The organism is Klebsiella sp. OBRC7, from assembly GCF_000293135.1.
Classification (GTDB): Bacteria; Pseudomonadota; Gammaproteobacteria; order Enterobacterales; family Enterobacteriaceae; genus Klebsiella; species Klebsiella michiganensis.
Window position 1 is genome coordinate 36390 of sequence record NZ_ALNJ01000076.1, and the last position, 18630, is coordinate 55019.

Consider the following 18630-nt stretch of genomic DNA (forward strand, 5'->3'; position numbering starts at 1 on the left):
AGTTTATCCTTGCATCTGCGGCTTAAGCGCGGTGACGTGAATATAACGGCCTAAGCTAATATACGGCTCCTGGCGACAGTAGCGCGTTTCCAGCTCCAGCAGCGCCGCAAATTTATCGTGCTGTTGGTGTTTTTCACGCAGATAATCATGAAACACCCGCACGCCGGTCTTGCCGGTAATCTGCCAGCCAATCTCTTCCAGCCAGCCGTAAACCTGCTGCGGATCGCGCGGATAGTCCGGCGACAGCGTGCGTTTTTTCTTTTTCGGCATGCCGATTTGCACATAGTCGAGATTTCCGGCGACCATATTGTGCATCAACAGACCGTTAGCATTGTAGAACATCAGCGACAACGCGCCGCCGGGGCGCAGCATCGACCACAGGGTACGCAACATCGCCTGTGGTTCGGCTATCCACTCCAGCACCGCATGAAACAGTATCAGATCGACCGGACTTTCCAAATGCTGCTCAATATCCTGAGCCGCGCATTGTACAAAATGCATGTTGTCGATCACACCTTTATCGGCAGCCGCCTGCCTGGCACGAGCCACCATTTCTCCAGAGAGATCGCATAACGTGACGTGATGCCCCATTTCCGCCACTTTGATCGCCGTCTGCCCTTCGCCGCCGCCCGCGTCAAGAACTCGCAATGGCCCAGGCCCCAGCCGGTCCAGCAGCGGTTGCAGATCCTGCCAGAGGATCGCCTGCCGCAGCTGGCCTTTGGTGGTGCCGTATATATTGCGCGAAAACTTTTCAGCAATATCATCGAAATTACGATCCTGCACGGGTGACTCCACACGCCAACACAAAGCCGCTATTTTGTCATACCCGCGCGGAGAATGAAGCGATCTGTTGTAAGATCCGGGCATATCTTTGGTTATATGGTTAAAAAAGGAACCGTACGGCATGCTTTTTACGCTGAAAAAGGTTTTAGGCGGTATGATGCTGCCGCTTCCCCTGCTGCTGCTGCTCATTGCGCTCGGCATAGCCCTGCTGTGGTTTAGCCGTTTCCAGCGCACCGGCAAGCTCTGCGTCAGCCTCGGCTGGCTGCTGTTGCTGCTGTTGAGCCTGCAACCGGTCGCCGATAGCCTGCTCAAGCCAATTGAAGATAAGTACCCAACGTGGCGAGATGAAAAGCGCGTGCAGTACGTGGTCGTGCTTGGCGGAGGCTACACCTGGAACCCGGACTGGGCGCCCAGCTCCAATCTCATCAATAATAGCCTGCCGCGGCTGACGGAGGGGATCCGCCTGTGGTATGAAAATCCGGGCGCGAAACTCATCTTTACCGGCGCAGCGGCAAAAACAAATCCGGTCAGTACAGCAGAAGCCGGGGCCAGAGTGGCAGAGAGCCTGGGCATACCGCGCAGCGAAATCCTTGTCCTGGATAAACCCAAAGATACCGAAGAGGAAGCCGCTGCGGTGAAGATGGCGATAGGCGATGCGCCGTTCCTGCTGGTCACCTCCGCCTCTCATCTGCCGCGGGCGATGATTTTCTTTCGCCGCGCCGGGCTAACTCCCCTGCCCGCGCCGGCCAACCAGCTGGCGATTGAGTCACCGCTTAACCCGTGGGAGCGGGCAATTCCTTCGCCCGTCTGGCTCATGCATAGCGATCGGGTGGGTTACGAAACGTTAGGCCGCATCTGGCAGTGGCTAAAAGGTTCTTCAGGCGAGCCAGGGCAGGATTGATTTTGCCGCCAGGTCAAACCGGACGCGGTCAAAGCGTCCGGTATTCACCAGATTATCCACTTCGTCCCACAGCAGATACAGCCAGCGCCGCCAGAGAAACGCTTCCGCCACCGGCGCCCGGCGCAGATAGTGCCACAGCAGCTCCTCTTCCTGACCGCTCTCGGCCAGACGGAAAAGCTCGTATTCCCGCGGCGCCCAGAGCATCATGCCCGGCCCCACCATCGCCAGCAGCTGATCGCTGCGCGGATCTTTAAGCATGCTGCGCAGCGTGAAGCTACCGTGTACCAGCACGCAGTTATCATTGAAACCTTTAAACAAATCCATAAGGCATTCGCGGGTGCGGAACAGGATGCGTTTGTCCTGCATCGTCAGGCCGGTATCCTGATAAAGATTCAGCGTACTCCATAGCACCTCCACGCGCTGGCGGTACCAGTACGGCCAGAGATTTTCCTGAGTGCTATCGACCATCCCGACGCAGCCGCCGCTATCCTGACGATGCCAGGCCAGCAGCGCTTCAACGATCTGCTCCTGCAGCTGCTCCCAGCGCTCCGGCGTGCGGGCGGGGGCTTCAACCGAGACGCCGCGCAGCCGTTCGATCAGCAGAACATCGGGGCCGGGATGCTCTTCATGCGTCATTACGCCGTAGACAACCGGCATACGGACGGTGCCGCTTCGCGCGAGAGTCGATATTTTCCACGCCAGCTGCCGCGCTATCCCCGGCGTCGTAAAGCTGCGCGCCAGCAGCGGCATTGGGTTTCCCTGTGCATCATATAGCGACCACAGCGCCGACGACGGTTTCTCGCTGACGCACTCCACGCGGCTTAGTTTTTCACCCAGCAGGTGGCTCAGCTCGGTACGCAACTGTTCCATTTCTGATTACCCCTATGAATACTACCGGTTTCATAATGAGCGCCTGGGCCGGGGTTGTCATCGGGTAAGATCAAAATTGACGTAAAAAGTATGGAAAAACGACCTGAGGATATCCCCTCCTGGCGGAGGGGATGGGGGGATTAACGCAGCTCCGCGCGGACGCGCTCCAGATCTTCCGGCGTATCGACACCTGTACCGGGAACCACTTCCGCCACCGCGACATGGATTTTCTCGCCATACCACAGCACGCGCAGCTGCTCGAGCATCTCTATTTGCTCCAGCGGGCTCGGCGCCCAGCTCACATAGCGACGGATAAAACCGGCGCGATAGCCATAAATACCGATATGACGCAGCAGCGAATCACCGATAGCCTCGCGGGATTTAGCGAAACGATCGCGATCCCACGGAATGGTGGCGCGGGAAAAATAGAGCGCGTAGCCCTCAGCATCCATGACAACCTTCACCGCATTAGGATTAAACGCCTCTTCCGCATCGTGGATTGGCACCGCTAAGGTTGCCATACCACTCGTGCTGGCAGCCAGATTCTCGGCTACCTGGCGCACGATCGCGGGCGGGATCATCGGCTCATCGCCCTGAATATTCACAATGATGGTGTCATCGCTGAAGGCGCATTTTTCAACCACCTCGGCCAGGCGTTCGGTACCAGACTGATGATCTTCACGGGTCATGCAGACTTCACCGCCGGCGGCTTCCACCGCGCGGGCCACGTCTGGATGGTCGGTAGCAACGATAATCCGCTCGGCCCCGGATTCGCGAGCGCGTTCCAGAACATGGACAATCATCGGCTTGCCGTTGATATCCTGGAGCGGTTTCCCTGGCAGGCGGGTAGAAGCAAAGCGCGCGGGGATAATAACCACGAAACTCATGACTGGCCCTCTTCTACAGGAAGCGGGCGGGCTTCGGTTTCCAGCAGTACGGGAATGCCTTCACGCAGCGGAAAAGCCAGGCGATCAAGTTTGCAGATCAGTTCTTGCTTATCCTGGCTGTAATACAGCTTACCGTTACAAACCGGACAGGCGATAATTTCAAGTAAACGGTGATCCATGATTCCTCCAGATGGACCGAATAGATTCTTCAGCAGCATATCACACGTGGGCTCAGGCAGCGTCAATTTCCCAACCCTGTTGCCGCCCGGCAAAAAGTTCCGCCGGCAGCTTCCCGCAGCTCACCCGCGTGGCGTCCTGCCAGAGGGCAAAATCATCAATGGCGCGTTTTAGCCCGCTCTCCAGACCCGACGTCACCTTGACGCCCTCCTCCAGCCACAGGGCGATAATTTCCAGAACGCCGGTTTTGCGGTGCATTTTGCTATCCATTCTGCCAACCAGTCTCCCCTGGTGCAGCAGCGGTAATACGAAATAGCCATACTGCCGTTTCGGCGCGGGCGTGTAGCACTCCAGGCGATAGGTAAAGTTAAACAGCTGTTCCGCTCGTTTGCGATCCCAGACGACCGGATCGAAAGGCGAAAGCACCGCGCTGCGGCTGGCGGCGAGCCTACCGCCGGGAGAAGATTCCAGCAGCGCCAGAGCATCACGGTGGAGCCACATTTCGCCCAGCGCTTCAACGTTAACCGGCACCACCAGCCCCTCCTCCTGCCAGCTCGCCAGCAGTAGCGGCAGCGGGGGCTGACGCAGACGATAATAATCCGCCAGCCACTGCGCGCGAAAAATCCCCAGGCTGCGAGCACTATTACGTAACATCATGGCTTCAGCCTGCTCCTGAGAGAGCCCGTCGCGCTCATCGTCCCAGTCCGGCATGACCCGCTGCGTCAGATCGTAAACGCGCTGAAAATTACGCCGCTCGATAACCATCACTTCACCGGCTGTGAATAAGCCTTCAAGATGGCGCTTATGCGGTTTCCACTCCCACCATCCGCTGGCGCCTTTGCGCGGATGCTCGAAGTCGGCCGAGCGAACCGGGCCATTTTCGGCTATATGCGCCAACAGCGCCTGAATGCTCTCGGCGTTTTCGGTCATCCACGCTTTGTGATATTTCCAGCCCATTTTATCCGGCGTCAGCATGCGGTGACGCACCAGTGAAAAGTCGCTGCGCGGTAAAAAGCAGGCTTCGTGCGCCCAGTACTCCATCAGCTCACCGGCGCGGAGCGCCTCGTCCAGCCAGCGCTGCGGATAGTGGCCGAGGCGACTAAACAGCACCAGATAAGGACTGCGCGCAACAACGTTGATGGTATCGATTTGCAGCAGGGACATCTGCTTAATGGTCTGCAGAATATCCCAAGGCTTTGCGCGGCGACGGGGCTTTTTTAGCAGCCCCTGAGCGGCAAGGTGAAGATGGCGGGCTTCTTTAAGCGAGAGGGACAATACCGGCATGCAGCTTCTCCGTTAAGGGTTCCGGCGCAAGCGGTGATACGACAATTAGCGTTGCGCCAGGGTAACTAAGTCCGTGAGCAACCGCTGCGCGCGTTGGTCAGTCATTATCGCGTCGACCGGAAGATACCACCAGTTTGCCTGAGCAAATTCGCGGCACTTCACCGCATCTTTTTCGGTCATCAGCAGGGTTTGCTGCGGCGTCGCCAGCGCGGCGACTGCGCTCTGCGCCAATGCCTGATGATCGGCTAAGGCGACGGTTTTTACCGGACTGACGCCGCAGCTTTCAAGGGTGGCGAAGAAGCGCGGCGGGTGGCCGATTCCGGCCATCGCCACCACGTTGTCCAACGCCGCCGCATCCCGGCGTTCGCCGGTCAGCAGATTTACCGCCTGCCCGGGGCGAAGCTGCATTGGGATCTCTCCCGGACGGGCGAGACCGCCGTTAACGATAACCGCATCCACGCTGCGTAAACGCGAAGCACGCTCGCGCATGGGGCCGGCAGGCAGCCACCAGCCGTTGCCAAAACGGCGCACGCCGTCAATCACCACAATTTCTTTGTCGCGCGCCAGCTTATAGTGCTGCAGGCCATCGTCTGTGACGATAAGCTGAAGATCGTGGGCGGCGAGCAGGGCCTGTACCGCATCGCTGCGTACCGGCGAGACGGCAACCGGCGCGCCGGTACGCTGGTAAATCAGCACTGGCTCATCGCCCGCTTCCGCTGTGGGGGTTGCCGTATTCAGCAGCAGCGGATAGCTCGCCGCTTTACCGCCGTAGCCGCGTGAAACGACGCCAACGCGAATATCGCGCTGCTGGAGCTGTTCCACCAGCCAGATGACAACCGGCGTTTTACCATTACCGCCCGCGGTCAGATTACCCACCACCACCACCGGCACCGGCGATCGCCAGGCTTTTCGCCAACCCAGTTTATAGCTCAGCCGTATCAACCCGCTCACCAGGCCATAGAGCCAGGAGAGCGGAAGCAGCAGCCGCCATAAGGGCGACTCACCGGACCAGATGCGTGAAATCATGCGCCGAACTGCATCTTATGCAGCTGGGCGTAAACGCCCTTGTGCTCAAGCAGATCAGTATGGCTGCCGCGTTCAACGATCTGGCCATCTTCCACCACCACGATCTCGTCGGCCTGCTCAATCGTCGACAGACGGTGGGCAATCACCAGCGAGGTGCGGTTTTTCTGCAGTTCGTCCAGCGCCGCCTGAATAGCGCGTTCCGATTCGGTATCCAGCGCCGATGTGGCTTCGTCGAGGATCAGTATCGGGCTGTTACGCAGCAGGGCGCGAGCGATAGCGATACGCTGGCGCTGACCGCCGGAAAGCATAACGCCGTTTTCGCCGATAATCGTATCCAGGCCATTGTCCATTTTGTTGATAAAGTCCATGGCATAAGCCATACGAGCAGCTTCTTCTATCTGCTCGCGGCTGTACTCTTCGGTACGCGCGTAGGCGATGTTATTCGCTACGGTATCGTTGAAGAGATGAACGTTTTGCGACACCAGCGCAACCTGATCGCGCAGGGAGCTCAGGGTGTATTCACGCAGGTCGTGGCCGTCCAGTAAGATCTGCCCATCATCGACATCGTAGAAACGCGTAATCAGGCTGGCGATGGTCGACTTACCCGAACCCGAGCGCCCTACCAGCGCCACGGTTTTCCCTTCCGGAATATTCAGGTCTATATTGCGCAGCGCGGCGACTTCGCGTCCCGGGTATCTGAAGGTGACGTTTTTAAATTCGAGGTTGCCCTTCGCGCGTTCGATAACCCGCGTGCCTTCATCTTTCTCCTGCTCGGAGTCAAGGATAGCGAAAAGCGTCTGGCAAGCGGCCATCCCGCGCTGGAACTGCGCGTTGACGTTAGTCAGTGATTTCAGCGGGCGCATCAGCGCGATCATTGAAGAGAAGACAACGGTGATGGTACCCGCCGTCAGCGTCTCCATTACGCTCGGGAAGCTGGCAGCATAGAGCACGAAAGCCAGGGCCAGAGAGGCGATCAGCTGAATAATCGGGTCAGAAATTGACGACGCGGAGACCATTTTCATCCCCTGCAGGCGCATTTTATTGCTGACTTTATCAAAACGTTTGGTTTCGACGGCCTGACCGCCAAACATCAGCACTTCTTTATGCCCTTTCAGCATCTGCTCTGCGCTGGTCGTCACCTGGCCCATGGTGTTCTGCATATTCTTGCTGATATTACGAAAACGCTTCGAGACCACGCGAATCGCGATAGACACGATCGGCGCCAGCACGATCAGAATCAATGACAGCTGCCAGCTGTAATAAAACATCATCGCGAAGAGGCCAATAATCGACGCGCCTTCGCGCACAACGGTAATCAGCGCGCTGGAGGAAGAAGACGCGACCTGCTCGGAATCATAGGTAATACGCGATAGCAGCGTCCCGGTGGACTGTTTGTCAAAGAAGGCAACCGGCATCCCCATCATGTGGCTGAATAAACGACGGCGCATCGTCATCACGACCTTGCCGGAAACCCAGGAGATACAGTAGCTCGAAACGTAGCTGGTAATGCCGCGCAGAACCATCAACCCGATCACCACCAGCGGCATCCATATCAGCACCGAGCGATCCGTTTTACCAAAACCATCATCCAATAACGGTTTAAGAAGCGATAGCATGAAGGTATCACTAGCCGCGTTAAGCACTAACGCTACCGCTGCCACGATTAGCCCGGGTTTAAACGGCGCTATAATCGGCCAGAGTCGGCGGAAGGTCTGCCACGTGGAGAGATCTTTATCGTTCTGCATTCAATAAACCAGCTTGTGTTGAAATAGCCGCATATTCTACCCGTTCTACGCGTTCCCGCCAAACCACTGATGATACCATCGCGGTAAAACTTGATCCCGTAAGCCATGGATTTGCCAGCCATCCGGAGAAAAAACCACCGTAATTTGCCCCTGATGCGGCGTGTCGAACCACTGATAACTCTGTTTTCGGTAGCGCTGAATCACTTTGGTTGATGGCATGCGCCATGCGTTATAGCGCGAAGCGGAAGCCAGCGCAGCTTCTCCGCCAACGCTCCGCAGCAGGGCGATTCCCGACGAGGTATTACTGCCGTGGTGGGGGACCTGGATAAGTGTAGACGTAAGATGCTGCCAGTAACGGCTAATCATCGCCCGTTCCGCGGGCGTTTCGATATCCCCGGTCAGCAGAATACTATGTTTACCGTCATCAATACGCACCACGCACGAGCGATTATTCCCCTGCGCTGTCGCTCCGGGCAGCGGCCAGAGCGCGCGAAAGGTTAAATCCCGCCACTGCCAGGTTTCTCCGCGCTGGCAGGCTAAATGACCCGCCCAGCCTAAAGGGCTTCGCACCCATATCCGGGGCCACGCCTTTAACACCGAATTTAGCCCACCGCGGTGATCGAGATGCTCGTGGCTGAGAACGACGCCTTCAAGCTGCAAATGATGCCAGCGTAGCCAGGGAATAATGATCTGCTGACCGCTGTCTCCCTCGGGCCAGGCCAGGCCGGTATCATAGAGAAGCGCCGCGCCATCGCGTTCAATCACCATTGCCAGCCCCTGCCCGACATCCAGCATGGTGACTCGCCATTCGTTAGCAGCCGTACTCCGCCAGAATGGCCAGCTCAATAGCCCGAGAAATGCTAAACAAAACGCGGGCAACGTGCGCCACGCATGAAAACGCCAGACGATTAACGCCAGCCACGGCAGCAAGCTTATCCCAAGCCAGCGCGCATCCAGCGCCAGCCAGCCGGGCGGCAGCTGTCGTAAGAACCAGAATAGCGCAGCCAGAACACGGTCCGCCGATTGCCAGACCGCCATCTCAATGATAAACGGCGCGCAGAGGTGTAAAAACATCGCGGTCAGAATTAGCGGGACAACGACAAAGGTCACCAGCGGCACGGCAATCAAGTTGGCCAGCACGGACGTCAGGCTGATGCCGTGAAAAAGTGCGATCTGTAGAGGAGCAAGTAAAAACATTAAACCGATCTGCAGATGGCATAACGCGAGGCTTTGACGCAGTAGCCCGCTCCTTTTGCCGCCCGGCATCGGCGCCAGCTGATACCAGAAGATAAGCGCCGCAACGGCAAATGCGGAGAGCCAGAGGCTTTCGGACAACACCGCCAGCGGATCGGCAAACAGTATTGCGCCAATGCAGCAGACCCATAGCTGCCATGGCGACCAGCGTTTTCCGGATAGCCGCAGCGCGCAGCCAGCGGACAGCGCGACGCAGGTGCGCAATGCGGGTGGCTGCATGCCGGTCAGCCCGGCGTAAAAAATCGCGCTTGCGAGACCAACGAGCAGCGGCGCCCGCCAGCCAAGCCAGCGGCACGGGAGAAAAAACTGCACACCTCTGAGCAGCAACCAGCCCAATGAAGCCCCTAGCGCGATATGTAAGCCAGAAATCGCCATCAGGTGCGATGTCCCGGTTTCCTGCATCAGGGTCTTTATCTCGCGCGGTATTGCCAGACGCTCCCCCATGCCTAACCCTAGCATCACCGATTGCCACGGCAACGCGTTCAGCGTTTGATTCAGCGAAGCAAGATAACGCGCCCGCAAACTACAGGTCCGCACCCGAACGTCAGCGGTGATAAAGCGTCCGGTTAACGGACGATGCTGCGACAATGCATGGCGCTGACTATCAAACCCGCCATCGTTGAGCTGTCCGTGTACCGGACGCGCGCGCAGCGTCATCGCCCAAACCTGGCCTGCGCAGGGCGTTTCTGGCAGGTAGCTGCCGTAGAGGCTAATCCCTGGCGCAGGAAACAGCCGTCGCCCATCCAGACGGATAATCTTCCCCTGATGCGTTGTCTGCCCGTCCGTTGCGGTTAGCTCAACGTCAACCTGGCGATTCCCGTCCGTTAACCTCTCCGTCGGCCACAGCACCTCGCCTGCGCTTAGGGCTCCCCAGACAAAAAACAGCGTTATCAATGCCGCGTATTGCGCAGGTCTGCGTCGACATTGCGCAATGAGTAGCGCCAGGGTCATGAGCCCCCAGATAACCCACCGCCCGGGCAGCACTGGCAACCAGAGCAGCGGCAGAATACCGATAATCACACAGCCGGCAAGTTGTGGTAAACGCATTAGCACCTCCCTGTCAGAGGGAGTGTTACGCTAAACGGGGAGAGTGTCGCCAGGCAAGGAAAGGAACTGCGCCGCGCCATCCGCAAAATCTACCGCGTTAACGCAACAGAACCCGCGTTTTGCGAGGTCACTTCAAAGAGAGATTTAAAGGCATAAAAAAAGCACCCGAAGGTGCTTTTTTAACGTTTAAGTATGTTGTCGCCGATCGGCGAAACTTACTCTTCGTAAATATTGGCGCGGTCGCGTAATTCTTTGCCCGGCTTAAAGTGGGGAACGTATTTACCTTCCAGTTCAACTTTATCGCCAGTCTTTGGGTTACGCCCGGTGCGGGGTGCTCGATAATGCAGAGAGAAGCTGCCGAAACCGCGGATTTCAATGCGCTCGCCTTGAGCAAGCGTTGAGGCCATATGCTCCAGCATTTCTTTAACAGCATCTTCCACTGCTTTCGCAGGAATGTGAGATTGCTGGCTGGCAAGTCTTTCTATCAATTCTGACTTGGTCATTATTCCTCCGGTTTCCTTCAAGGCAAAATTAGCTAACAGCTTAAACAAGGGCGGCCGTAGCCGCCCTTTGTGCTTGATTACAGGACGAATCCTGCAATCTGTCAAGTAAACTCGTCGTAATTCAGGTTGTTGTAACCCGAAAGACTAAGATTACTCGCCTTTAGCTGCTTTGAAAGCTTCAGCCATTGCGTTGTTAGAGAAGTTTGCATCTTCCTGTTTGTTAACAGTTGCGATTGCATCTTTCTCGTCAGCTTCGTCTTTCGCACGAACAGACAGGCTGATTGCGCGGTTTTTACGATCAACGCCGGTGAATTTAGCTTCAACGTCGTCGCCAACGTTCAGAACCAGAGTTGCATCTTCAACGCGGTCACGGGAAGCTTCAGAAGCGCGCAGGTAACCTTCAACGCCGTCAGCCAGCTCTACGGTTGCGCCTTTAGCGTCAACTGCAGTGACTTTACCGTTTACGATTGCGCCTTTCTTGTTCAGTGCAACCCAGTTGTTGAACGGATCTTCTGCGAGCTGTTTAACGCCCAGAGAGATACGCTCGCGCTCTGCGTCAACCTGCAGAACAACTGCTGCGATTTCGTCGCCTTTTTTGTATTCACGAACTGCTTCTTCGCCTGCAACGTTCCAGGAGATGTCAGACAGGTGAACCAGGCCATCGATGCCGCCGTCCAGGCCGATGAAGATACCGAAGTCAGTGATAGACTTGATTTTACCTTCAACACGGTCGCCCTTGTTGTGGGTTTCCGCGAACTGCTGCCATGGGTTGTTTTTGCACTGCTTCAGGCCCAGGGAGATACGGCGACGTTCTTCGTCGATATCCAGAACCATAACTTCCACTACATCGCCAACGTTAACAACTTTGGACGGGTGGATGTTTTTGTTGGTCCAGTCCATTTCGGAAACGTGAACCAGGCCTTCAACGCCTTCTTCGATTTCAACGAAGCAGCCGTAGTCGGTCAGGTTGGTCACGCGACCGGTCAGTTTGGTACCTTCCGGATAACGCTTAGCGATAGCTACCCACGGATCTTCGCCCAGCTGTTTCAGGCCAAGAGATACACGAGTACGTTCGCGGTCGAACTTCAGCACTTTAACAGTGATTTCGTCGCCAACGTTTACGATTTCGCTCGGATGCTTAACGCGTTTCCATGCCATATCGGTAATGTGCAGCAGGCCGTCAACGCCGCCCAGATCAACGAATGCACCGTAGTCAGTGAGGTTCTTAACGATACCTTTAACTTCCATGCCTTCCTGCAGGTTTTCCAGCAGCTGATCGCGCTCTGCGCTGTTTTCGGATTCGATAACGGCACGACGAGAAACAACAACGTTGTTACGTTTCTGGTCCAGCTTGATGACTTTGAATTCAAGCTCTTTGCCTTCCAGGTGCAGCGTATCGCGCACCGGACGAACGTCTACCAGGGAGCCCGGCAGGAACGCACGAATACCATTCAGCTCAACAGTGAAGCCACCTTTAACTTTGCCGTTGATAATACCGACTACAGTTTCAGCGTCTTCGTAAGCTTTTTCCAGCGTGATCCAAGCTTCGTGACGTTTAGCTTTCTCACGGGACAGCAGGGTTTCACCGAAGCCGTCTTCTACTGCATCCAGAGCAACGTCAACTTCGTCACCAACCTGGATTTCCAGCTCGCCCTGGGCGTTTTTGAACTGCTCTGCCGGAATGGCAGACTCAGATTTCAGACCGGCGTCAACCAGTACTACGTCTTTGTCGATAGCAACAACAACACCACGAACGATGGAACCCGGACGGGTTTCGATTGTTTTTAAGGATTCTTCAAATAGTTGAGCAAAAGATTCAGTCATGTTTAATCTTCAGGTTTCATATTTAACGTCCACCTGGCTCCATGCCGGATGGGGTTGTTTAACATACCCGCTAACACTCCATTGCTGCGGGGGTACTGCTAAAATTTGGAGGCTGTTGTGCTTTATCGATAAGACGATTAAGCGGAAGCCAGTTTTTCGCGCGCATAGTGTAGCGCTTTTTCAATCACTTGCTCAATGTTTAGTTCTGTTGAATCAAGAACTAAAGCATCGGCAGCCGGGATCAGCGGCGCGACTGTACGATTGCGATCGCGATCGTCGCGCTCTTTTATCTCGGATAAAAGGCGATCAAAGTTAACACTAAAGCCCTTCTCCTGCAACTGAAGCATGCGGCGATGAGCACGTTCCTCCGCGGAGGCGTCAAGGAAAATTTTCACCTGCGCATCAGGGAATACGACGGTGCCCATATCGCGTCCGTCGGCGATCAGGCCTGGCAATTCGCGAAAGGCCCGCTGGCGGCGCAGCAACGCTTCACGCACGCGGGGAAAAGCCGCCACTTTAGAGGCCGTGTTGGCAACATCCTGAGTGCGAATCTCAGCGCTAACGTCCTCCCCCTCCAGTACCACTTCCAGGCTACCGTTAGTGGAGACAAAACGAACATCCAGGTGCGCAGCCAGCGGCACCAGCGCCTCTTCGGATTCAACATCCACATGATGATGTAGCGCAGCGAGAGCAAGCACGCGATAAATCGCCCCAGAGTCGAGCAGATGCCAGCCCAGCGTTTCTGCCATTGCCTTGCATAAGGTGCCTTTGCCCGCACCGCCAGGCCCATCAATGGTGATTACCGGAACTGTTGCCGTCATCTTTTTCTCCTTCAGCAAGGCGCATCAATATATAAACGCCGCGCATTATACGCATCTCTTCGACGGAAAGTGAGCATTGCTTGTAAATTACGGATAACAGGAAATCTCCTGTGGAAGAATTGTGCAATTATAGCGGGCTGAGAGAGCAACAGCCCGGAAGATGATGCCGTTTTACCGTTAATCTGCGGCGATGCCAGCGCGAATGTACTGTGCCAGGGCTTGCCGGTTTAACACGCGGGCATAAAAAAACGCCGACACGATGGCCGGCGTTTTTACCTTAAACGCGCGTTATTCAGGCCAGCGTACTGATTCGCGCCAGCTGCTCGAAGTAGTCCGGGAACGTTTTCGCCGTACACTTCGGATCAAGGATGGTGACCGGCGTATCGGAAAGCGCCACCAGCGAGAAGCACATTGCCATACGGTGGTCGTTATAGGTGCCGATCTCAGCAAACTGGAGCTTCGCGGGCGGAGTAATGCGGATGTAATCCTCCCCCTCTTCCACCTCTGCCCCCACTTTACGCAGCTCCGTGGCCATCGCAAACAGACGATCGGTCTCTTTGACACGCCAGTTATAGATGTTGCGCAGCGTCGTGGTGCCCTTCGCGAACAGGGCTGCCGTGGCGATAGTCATCGCCGCATCCGGAATATGATTCATATCCATATCGATGGCGTTCAGTTCACCATGGGTGCAGGCAATGAAGTCATCGCCCCAGGTAACGGTTGCGCCCATTTTTTCCAGCACATCGGCAAAACGGATATCGCCCTGGACGCTGTTGCGGCCAATACCGGTGACTTTCACCGTCCCGCCCTTAATCGCGCCGGCGGCGAGGAAGTAGGATGCCGAGGAGGCATCGCCTTCAACCAGGTAGTCACCCGGCGAGCGGTAGTGTTGATTGCCGCGTACGATAAAACGCTGGTAAGACTGATTTTCAACCTCAACGCCAAAGGTTTTCATCAGGTGCAGCGTAATATCAATATAAGGTTTGGAAACCAGATCGCCTTTAATCGCGATGACGGTATCCTGAGGCGCCAGCGGGGCGGTCATCAGGAGCGCGGTCAGAAACTGGCTGGAAACGCTGCCGTCCACTTCAACCTGGCCGCCGCTGAAACCGCCGCGCAGGCGCAGCGGCGGGTAGTTTTCCTGCTCCAGGTAATCAATCTGCGCCCCGCCCTGACGCAGCGCGTCAACCAGGTGGCCAATCGGCCGCTCTTTCATTCGCGGCTCGCCGGTCAGCACAATATCGTTACGGCCTAAACATAACGCCGCCGCCAGCGGACGCATCGCCGTTCCGGCATTACCGAGGAACAATTCTAATGCTTCAGCCGCCTGCAGAGGGCCGCCGTTGCCGGTGACTTCACAGCGGGTACGATCGGAAGACAGGGTGTAATGAACTCCCAGCGCGCTCAGGGCATTCAGCATGTGGCGTACATCGTCGCTATCCAGCAGGTTGGTCAGCACCGTCGTGCCGCGGGCCAAAGCCGCCAGCAGCAAGGCACGGTTAGAGACACTCTTGGACCCGGGCAGGTTAATCGTGCCATCTACGCGTGCGATGGGTTGTAACGTCAGGGATTCCATTAAACTCAACTCTCAAACAAACAGAATAAAAACCCCGCAGACCGGCTGCGGGGATGAAAAAACGCGGCGGCGATTAACCGTGACGGCGTTCGAAGTCCTGCATAAAGTCGGTCAGCGCCTTCACGCCCGCCAGCGGCATGGCGTTATAAATGGAAGCACGCATGCCGCCCACCACGCGGTGGCCCTTCAGCGCATGCAGACCTGCGGCAAAGGACTCTTCGAGGAACAGTTTATCAAGCGCGCTGTCCGCCAGTTGGAACGGCACGTTCATGCGCGAGCGGTTCGCCGCAGCGACATCGTTGCGATAGAAACCGCTGTTATCGATGGTGCTATACAGCAGGTCGGCTTTCTGCTGGTTGATTTTATCCATAGCGGCAACGCCGCCCTGCTCTTTCAGCCATTTAAACACCAGACCTGACAGGTACCAGGCAAACGTCGGCGGCGTGTTAAACATGGAGTCATTAGCGGACAGGATGGAGTAATCAAGAATCGACGGGCAGGCTACGCTGGCTTTACCCAGCAGATCTTCGCGCACAATAATCAGCGTCAGACCTGCGGGACCGATGTTTTTCTGCGCGCCCGCGTAGATCACGCCATAGCGGCTGACGTCAATTTCACGGGATAAAATCGTCGATGACAAATCCGCCGTGACGACCACATCGTCGCCAAAGTTTGGCGCTTCTTCAATGGCAATACCGTCAATGGTTTCGTTCGGGCAGTAGTGCAGGTAGGCCGCGCCAGGGGTCAGCTGCCATTCGCTCATCGGCTTAACCGCGCGCAGGCCGTCAACGGTGATTTTGGCGTCGATCACGTTGGGCGTGCAGTATTTATGCGCTTCTTTTACCGCGCTGGCCGCCCAGTAGCCGGCATCGACGTAGTCGGCAACGGTTTTATCGCCAAGCAGGTTCAGCGGGATACCGGCAAACTGTCCGCGACCGCCGCCGTGGCAGAATAAAACTTTATAGTTGGAAGGAATATTGAGCAGGGAGCGAAAATCCTGTTCCGCTTCTTCAGCCACCTTAATGAACTCTTTACCACGGTGGCTGATTTCCATCACCGACGTCCCCAAACCGTTCCAGTCGCACAGTTCCTTTTGTGCCAGTTTGAGTACTTCCGCCGGCAGCATTGCCGGGCCTGAACTGAAGTTATAGACCTGAGCCATTTCCCCTCACCACTTGCTATGTTATTTACCCGCGAACCGTCGCGGGCATAAGTTATTCCTGTGGCTATCGGTTTTATCATTCAGTGACACGCACCGCAATGGCTAAAACTGAGCGTCGGGGAAATGCGGCCTCGCTCACACAAAAGAATCTGCCAGCTTGACGTCATAAAACCGACATAATTGCTGTCAGGTGACTCTTTTTGCCCGGCTGACCTTCGACCATTCTGCATTTGCGCAGCGAGGGCATAATTGTTTATCCCCGGCTCGTAGCGTAAGGATTGCGCTACAGCGAACGCAGGCATACTCGTCGTTCCGGGGTATCGTGGTAAAACGATCGGTAAAGCGGGAAGGAAGAATGGAGAGTCCGGCTTTAACATCGTCATCCTCATAGAAATAGAGGCTGATCTGCCCGTTGGTTTCCAGAATAGCCAGCCGCACCTGCCCCAGTTGCTCAACCCCGCTGATTCGCAGCTCCATAAAAAATTCAAATTCGGTCATGTTTTCCGCCTGCAGTTTCTCCCAGGCCAACTCGCCGTTTTCCACAACAATAATCGGCTTACCCTCCAGCAGATCTTCCAGTTTTTCGCTATGCCCCATCAGCCACATAATCAATCGGTACAGCAGGGCCAGAGTGATAAAAACCGCCAGTACCGGCAGCATCGGAACGTCATCATAGAATGCGACGTCGCCCGCGGCCGAACCGAGGGTCAAAATGATGAGCACTTCGAACAGTGACATCTGACGAACGCCCCGCCGCCCGGTTATCTTGAGAAAAATAAATACCAGTACGAAGGTGTAGAGGCTCCGTAATGCCACCTCGGCCAGAAATTCCACGGGCACTTTATCCAGTGCCATACGATGCCAGTCAAATGTCTTCATGATTAACGCCTGAACAGTTATTGAGTGACATAAGCATAGCCAGACGATGGAGATAGCACCCGTCATCTAAAACCCGTATCATTGCGCGCTTTACGTACGATAAAAGTGACTGCCATGACTCAAACATTTATTCCCGGCAAAGATGCCGCCCTGGAAGATTCCATCGCTCGCTTCCAGCAGAAGTTGCACGACCTCGGATTCGATATTGAAGAGGCCTCATGGCTCAACCCGGTTCCGCACGTCTGGTCAGTGCATATCCGCGATAAAGAGTGCGCCCTGTGCTTCACCAACGGCAAAGGCGCCACCAAAAAAGCCGCGCTGGCCTCCGCGCTCGGAGAGTACTTTGAGCGCCTCTCGACCAACTATTTCTTTGCCGACTTCTGGCTGGGCGAGACTATCGCCAACGGTCCCTTCGTTCACTATCCCAATGAAAAATGGTTCCCGTTAACCGACGATGACGAAGTACCGGAAGGCCTGCTGGATACCCGCCTGCGCGCGTTCTACGATCCTGACGATCAGTTAACCGCCAGCATGCTGGTCGATCTGCAGTCAGGGAATGACGATCGCGGCGTCTGCGGTCTGCCGTTCACCCGCCAGTCTGATGGTGAAACGGTCTATATTCCGATGAATATTGTCGGCAACCTGTACGTTTCTAACGGAATGTCCGCGGGTAACACCCGCAACGAAGCCCGCGTTCAGGGCCTCTCAGAAGTGTTCGAACGACATATTAAAAACCGCATTATCGCCGAAAGCATCAGCCTGCCGGAGATCCCGGCGGAGGTGATGGCGCGCGATCCGGGCGTAGTCGAATCGATCAATAAGCTGGAGGCCGAAGGTTTCCCGATTTTCGCTTATGACGGTTCGCTCGGCGGCAAATATCCGGTTATCTGCGTCGTGCTGTTTAACCCGGCTAACGGCACCTGTTTCGCCTCTTTCGGCGCGCATCCCGATTTCGGCGTGGCGCTGGAACGTACCGTTACCGAACTGCTCCAGGGCCGCAGCCTGAAAGATCTCGACGTCTTCACGCCGCCCACCTTCGATGATGAAGAGGTCGCCGAACATGCGAACCTTGAAACGCACTTTATCGATTCCAGCGGCCTGATCTCCTGGGATATGTTTAAGCAGGATGCCGACTACCCGTTCGTGGACTGGAGCTTCTCCGGAACCACGGAGGAAGAGTTCGCCACCCTGATGGCTATCTTTAAACAAGAAGATAAAGAAGTTTACATCGCCGATTACGAACACCTGAGCGTCTACGCCTGCCGCATCATTGTCCCGGGCATGTCTGATATTTATCCGGCGGAAGACCTCTGGCTGGCGAATAACAGCATGGGCGCGCCTCTGCGGGAAACGATTCTTTCCCTGCCGGAAAGCGAGTGGGAAAAAGAAGATTATCTGGCGCTTATCGAACAAATGGACGATGAAGGCCTTGATGACTTCACCCGCGTGCGCGAACTGCTGGGTCTGGCGACCGGCAAAGACAACGGCTGGTATACGCTGCGCGTTGGCGAGCTGAAAGCCATGCTCGCGCTGGCGGGCGGCGATCTCGAGCAGGCGCTCATCTGGACCGAGTGGACCATGGAGTTCAACGCTTCAATCTTTAGCGCCGAGCGCGCCAATTACTACCGCTGCCTGCAAACCCTGCTGCTGCTGAGCCAGGAAGAGGAGCGCCAGCCGCTGCAGTATCTGAACGCTTTTATACGCATGTACGGCGCCGATGCCGTAGAAGCCGCCAGCGCCGCGCTGAGCGGAGAAGCGCCGTTCTACGGCCTGCAGGCAGTAGACAGCGACCTGCTCGCGTTCCCGGCTCATCAGTCGCTGCTGAAAGCCTACGAAAAGCTGCAGCGCGCAAAAGCAGCATTTTGGGGTAAATAAGCGCGCTTTACTGCCT

At 56.1% G+C, this 18630-nt stretch carries 16 protein-coding genes; 2 read left to right on the forward strand and 14 right to left on the reverse strand.

Annotated elements, in window-relative coordinates; all coding sequences use genetic code 11:
- Window positions 1-3: 3 nt before the first annotated feature.
- Entirely contained in the window at window positions 4-783 is a 780-nt protein-coding gene (gene cmoM / locus HMPREF1144_RS14965) for a tRNA uridine 5-oxyacetic acid(34) methyltransferase CmoM (RefSeq protein ID WP_004849490.1), read from the reverse strand.
- 121 nt (window positions 784-904) lie between these two features.
- On the opposite strand from cmoM, the gene elyC reads away from it, so the two are divergent.
- Window positions 905-1684, forward strand: coding sequence for an envelope biogenesis factor ElyC (gene elyC, locus HMPREF1144_RS14970; protein WP_009653263.1), 780 nt, complete (start codon window positions 905-907; stop codon window positions 1682-1684).
- Here the strand turns inward: elyC and HMPREF1144_RS14975 are convergent.
- From HMPREF1144_RS14975 to HMPREF1144_RS15035, 13 genes are all read right to left on the reverse strand, one after another.
- On the reverse strand, window positions 1661-2554 hold the full coding sequence (locus tag HMPREF1144_RS14975) for a YcbJ family phosphotransferase (protein WP_004849488.1): 894 nt from the start codon (window positions 2552-2554) through the stop codon (window positions 1661-1663). The two genes, elyC and HMPREF1144_RS14975, sit on opposite strands and share 24 nt — an antisense overlap.
- 140 nt (window positions 2555-2694) lie before the next feature.
- Window positions 2695-3441, reverse strand: a complete 747-nt coding sequence (gene kdsB, locus HMPREF1144_RS14980) for a 3-deoxy-manno-octulosonate cytidylyltransferase (protein WP_032748911.1) — start codon at window positions 3439-3441, stop codon at window positions 2695-2697.
- Entirely contained in the window at window positions 3438-3620 is a 183-nt protein-coding gene (locus HMPREF1144_RS14985; protein ID WP_009653293.1) for a Trm112 family protein, read from the reverse strand. Before HMPREF1144_RS14985 ends, kdsB begins: the two co-directional genes overlap by 4 nt.
- Before the next feature lie 52 nt (window positions 3621-3672).
- Window positions 3673-4902, reverse strand: a complete 1230-nt coding sequence (locus HMPREF1144_RS14990) for a winged helix-turn-helix domain-containing protein (protein ID WP_009653305.1) — start codon at window positions 4900-4902, stop codon at window positions 3673-3675.
- Window positions 4903-4947: 45 nt separating this feature from the next.
- Window positions 4948-5928 carry a tetraacyldisaccharide 4'-kinase gene (lpxK, locus tag HMPREF1144_RS14995; RefSeq protein ID WP_004849480.1) on the reverse strand — a complete coding sequence of 327 codons (981 nt, stop codon included), beginning with the start codon at window positions 5926-5928 and terminating at the stop codon, window positions 4948-4950.
- On the reverse strand, window positions 5925-7673 hold the full coding sequence (msbA, locus tag HMPREF1144_RS15000; RefSeq protein WP_004849478.1) for a lipid A ABC transporter ATP-binding protein/permease MsbA: 1749 nt from the start codon (window positions 7671-7673) through the stop codon (window positions 5925-5927). The genes lpxK and msbA overlap by 4 nt, the downstream gene beginning before the upstream one ends.
- A gap of 45 nt (window positions 7674-7718) precedes the next feature.
- On the reverse strand, window positions 7719-9974 hold the full coding sequence (locus HMPREF1144_RS15005) for a ComEC family protein (RefSeq protein WP_009653267.1): 2256 nt from the start codon (window positions 9972-9974) through the stop codon (window positions 7719-7721).
- 215 nt (window positions 9975-10189) lie between these two features.
- On the reverse strand, window positions 10190-10477 hold the full coding sequence (ihfB, locus tag HMPREF1144_RS15010; RefSeq protein WP_004100704.1) for an integration host factor subunit beta: 288 nt from the start codon (window positions 10475-10477) through the stop codon (window positions 10190-10192).
- A 150-nt stretch (window positions 10478-10627) separates the two neighbouring features.
- Window positions 10628-12301 carry a 30S ribosomal protein S1 gene (gene rpsA, locus HMPREF1144_RS15015; protein ID WP_009653307.1) on the reverse strand — a complete coding sequence of 558 codons (1674 nt, stop codon included), beginning with the start codon at window positions 12299-12301 and terminating at the stop codon, window positions 10628-10630.
- Between the two features lie 137 nt (window positions 12302-12438).
- Window positions 12439-13122, reverse strand: a complete 684-nt coding sequence (cmk, locus tag HMPREF1144_RS15020) for a (d)CMP kinase (protein WP_004849475.1) — start codon at window positions 13120-13122, stop codon at window positions 12439-12441.
- Between the two features lie 292 nt (window positions 13123-13414).
- Window positions 13415-14698 (reverse strand): 3-phosphoshikimate 1-carboxyvinyltransferase, encoded by a 1284-nt coding sequence (gene aroA / locus HMPREF1144_RS15025; RefSeq protein ID WP_004849473.1) that lies wholly within the window; start codon window positions 14696-14698, stop codon window positions 13415-13417.
- 73 nt (window positions 14699-14771) lie between these two features.
- The gene (serC, locus tag HMPREF1144_RS15030; RefSeq protein WP_004849472.1) at window positions 14772-15860 is read right to left on the reverse strand and encodes a 3-phosphoserine/phosphohydroxythreonine transaminase; all 1089 of its coding nucleotides are present in this window, start codon (window positions 15858-15860) and stop codon (window positions 14772-14774) included.
- A gap of 186 nt (window positions 15861-16046) precedes the next feature.
- Window positions 16047-16739, reverse strand: coding sequence for a DUF421 domain-containing protein (locus HMPREF1144_RS15035; RefSeq protein WP_004849469.1), 693 nt, complete (start codon window positions 16737-16739; stop codon window positions 16047-16049).
- 114 nt (window positions 16740-16853) lie between these two features.
- Between HMPREF1144_RS15035 and ycaO the strand changes: the two genes are divergently transcribed.
- Window positions 16854-18614 (forward strand): 30S ribosomal protein S12 methylthiotransferase accessory factor YcaO, encoded by a 1761-nt coding sequence (gene ycaO, locus HMPREF1144_RS15040; RefSeq protein WP_009653290.1) that lies wholly within the window; start codon window positions 16854-16856, stop codon window positions 18612-18614.
- Window positions 18615-18630: the final 16 nt, after the last annotated feature.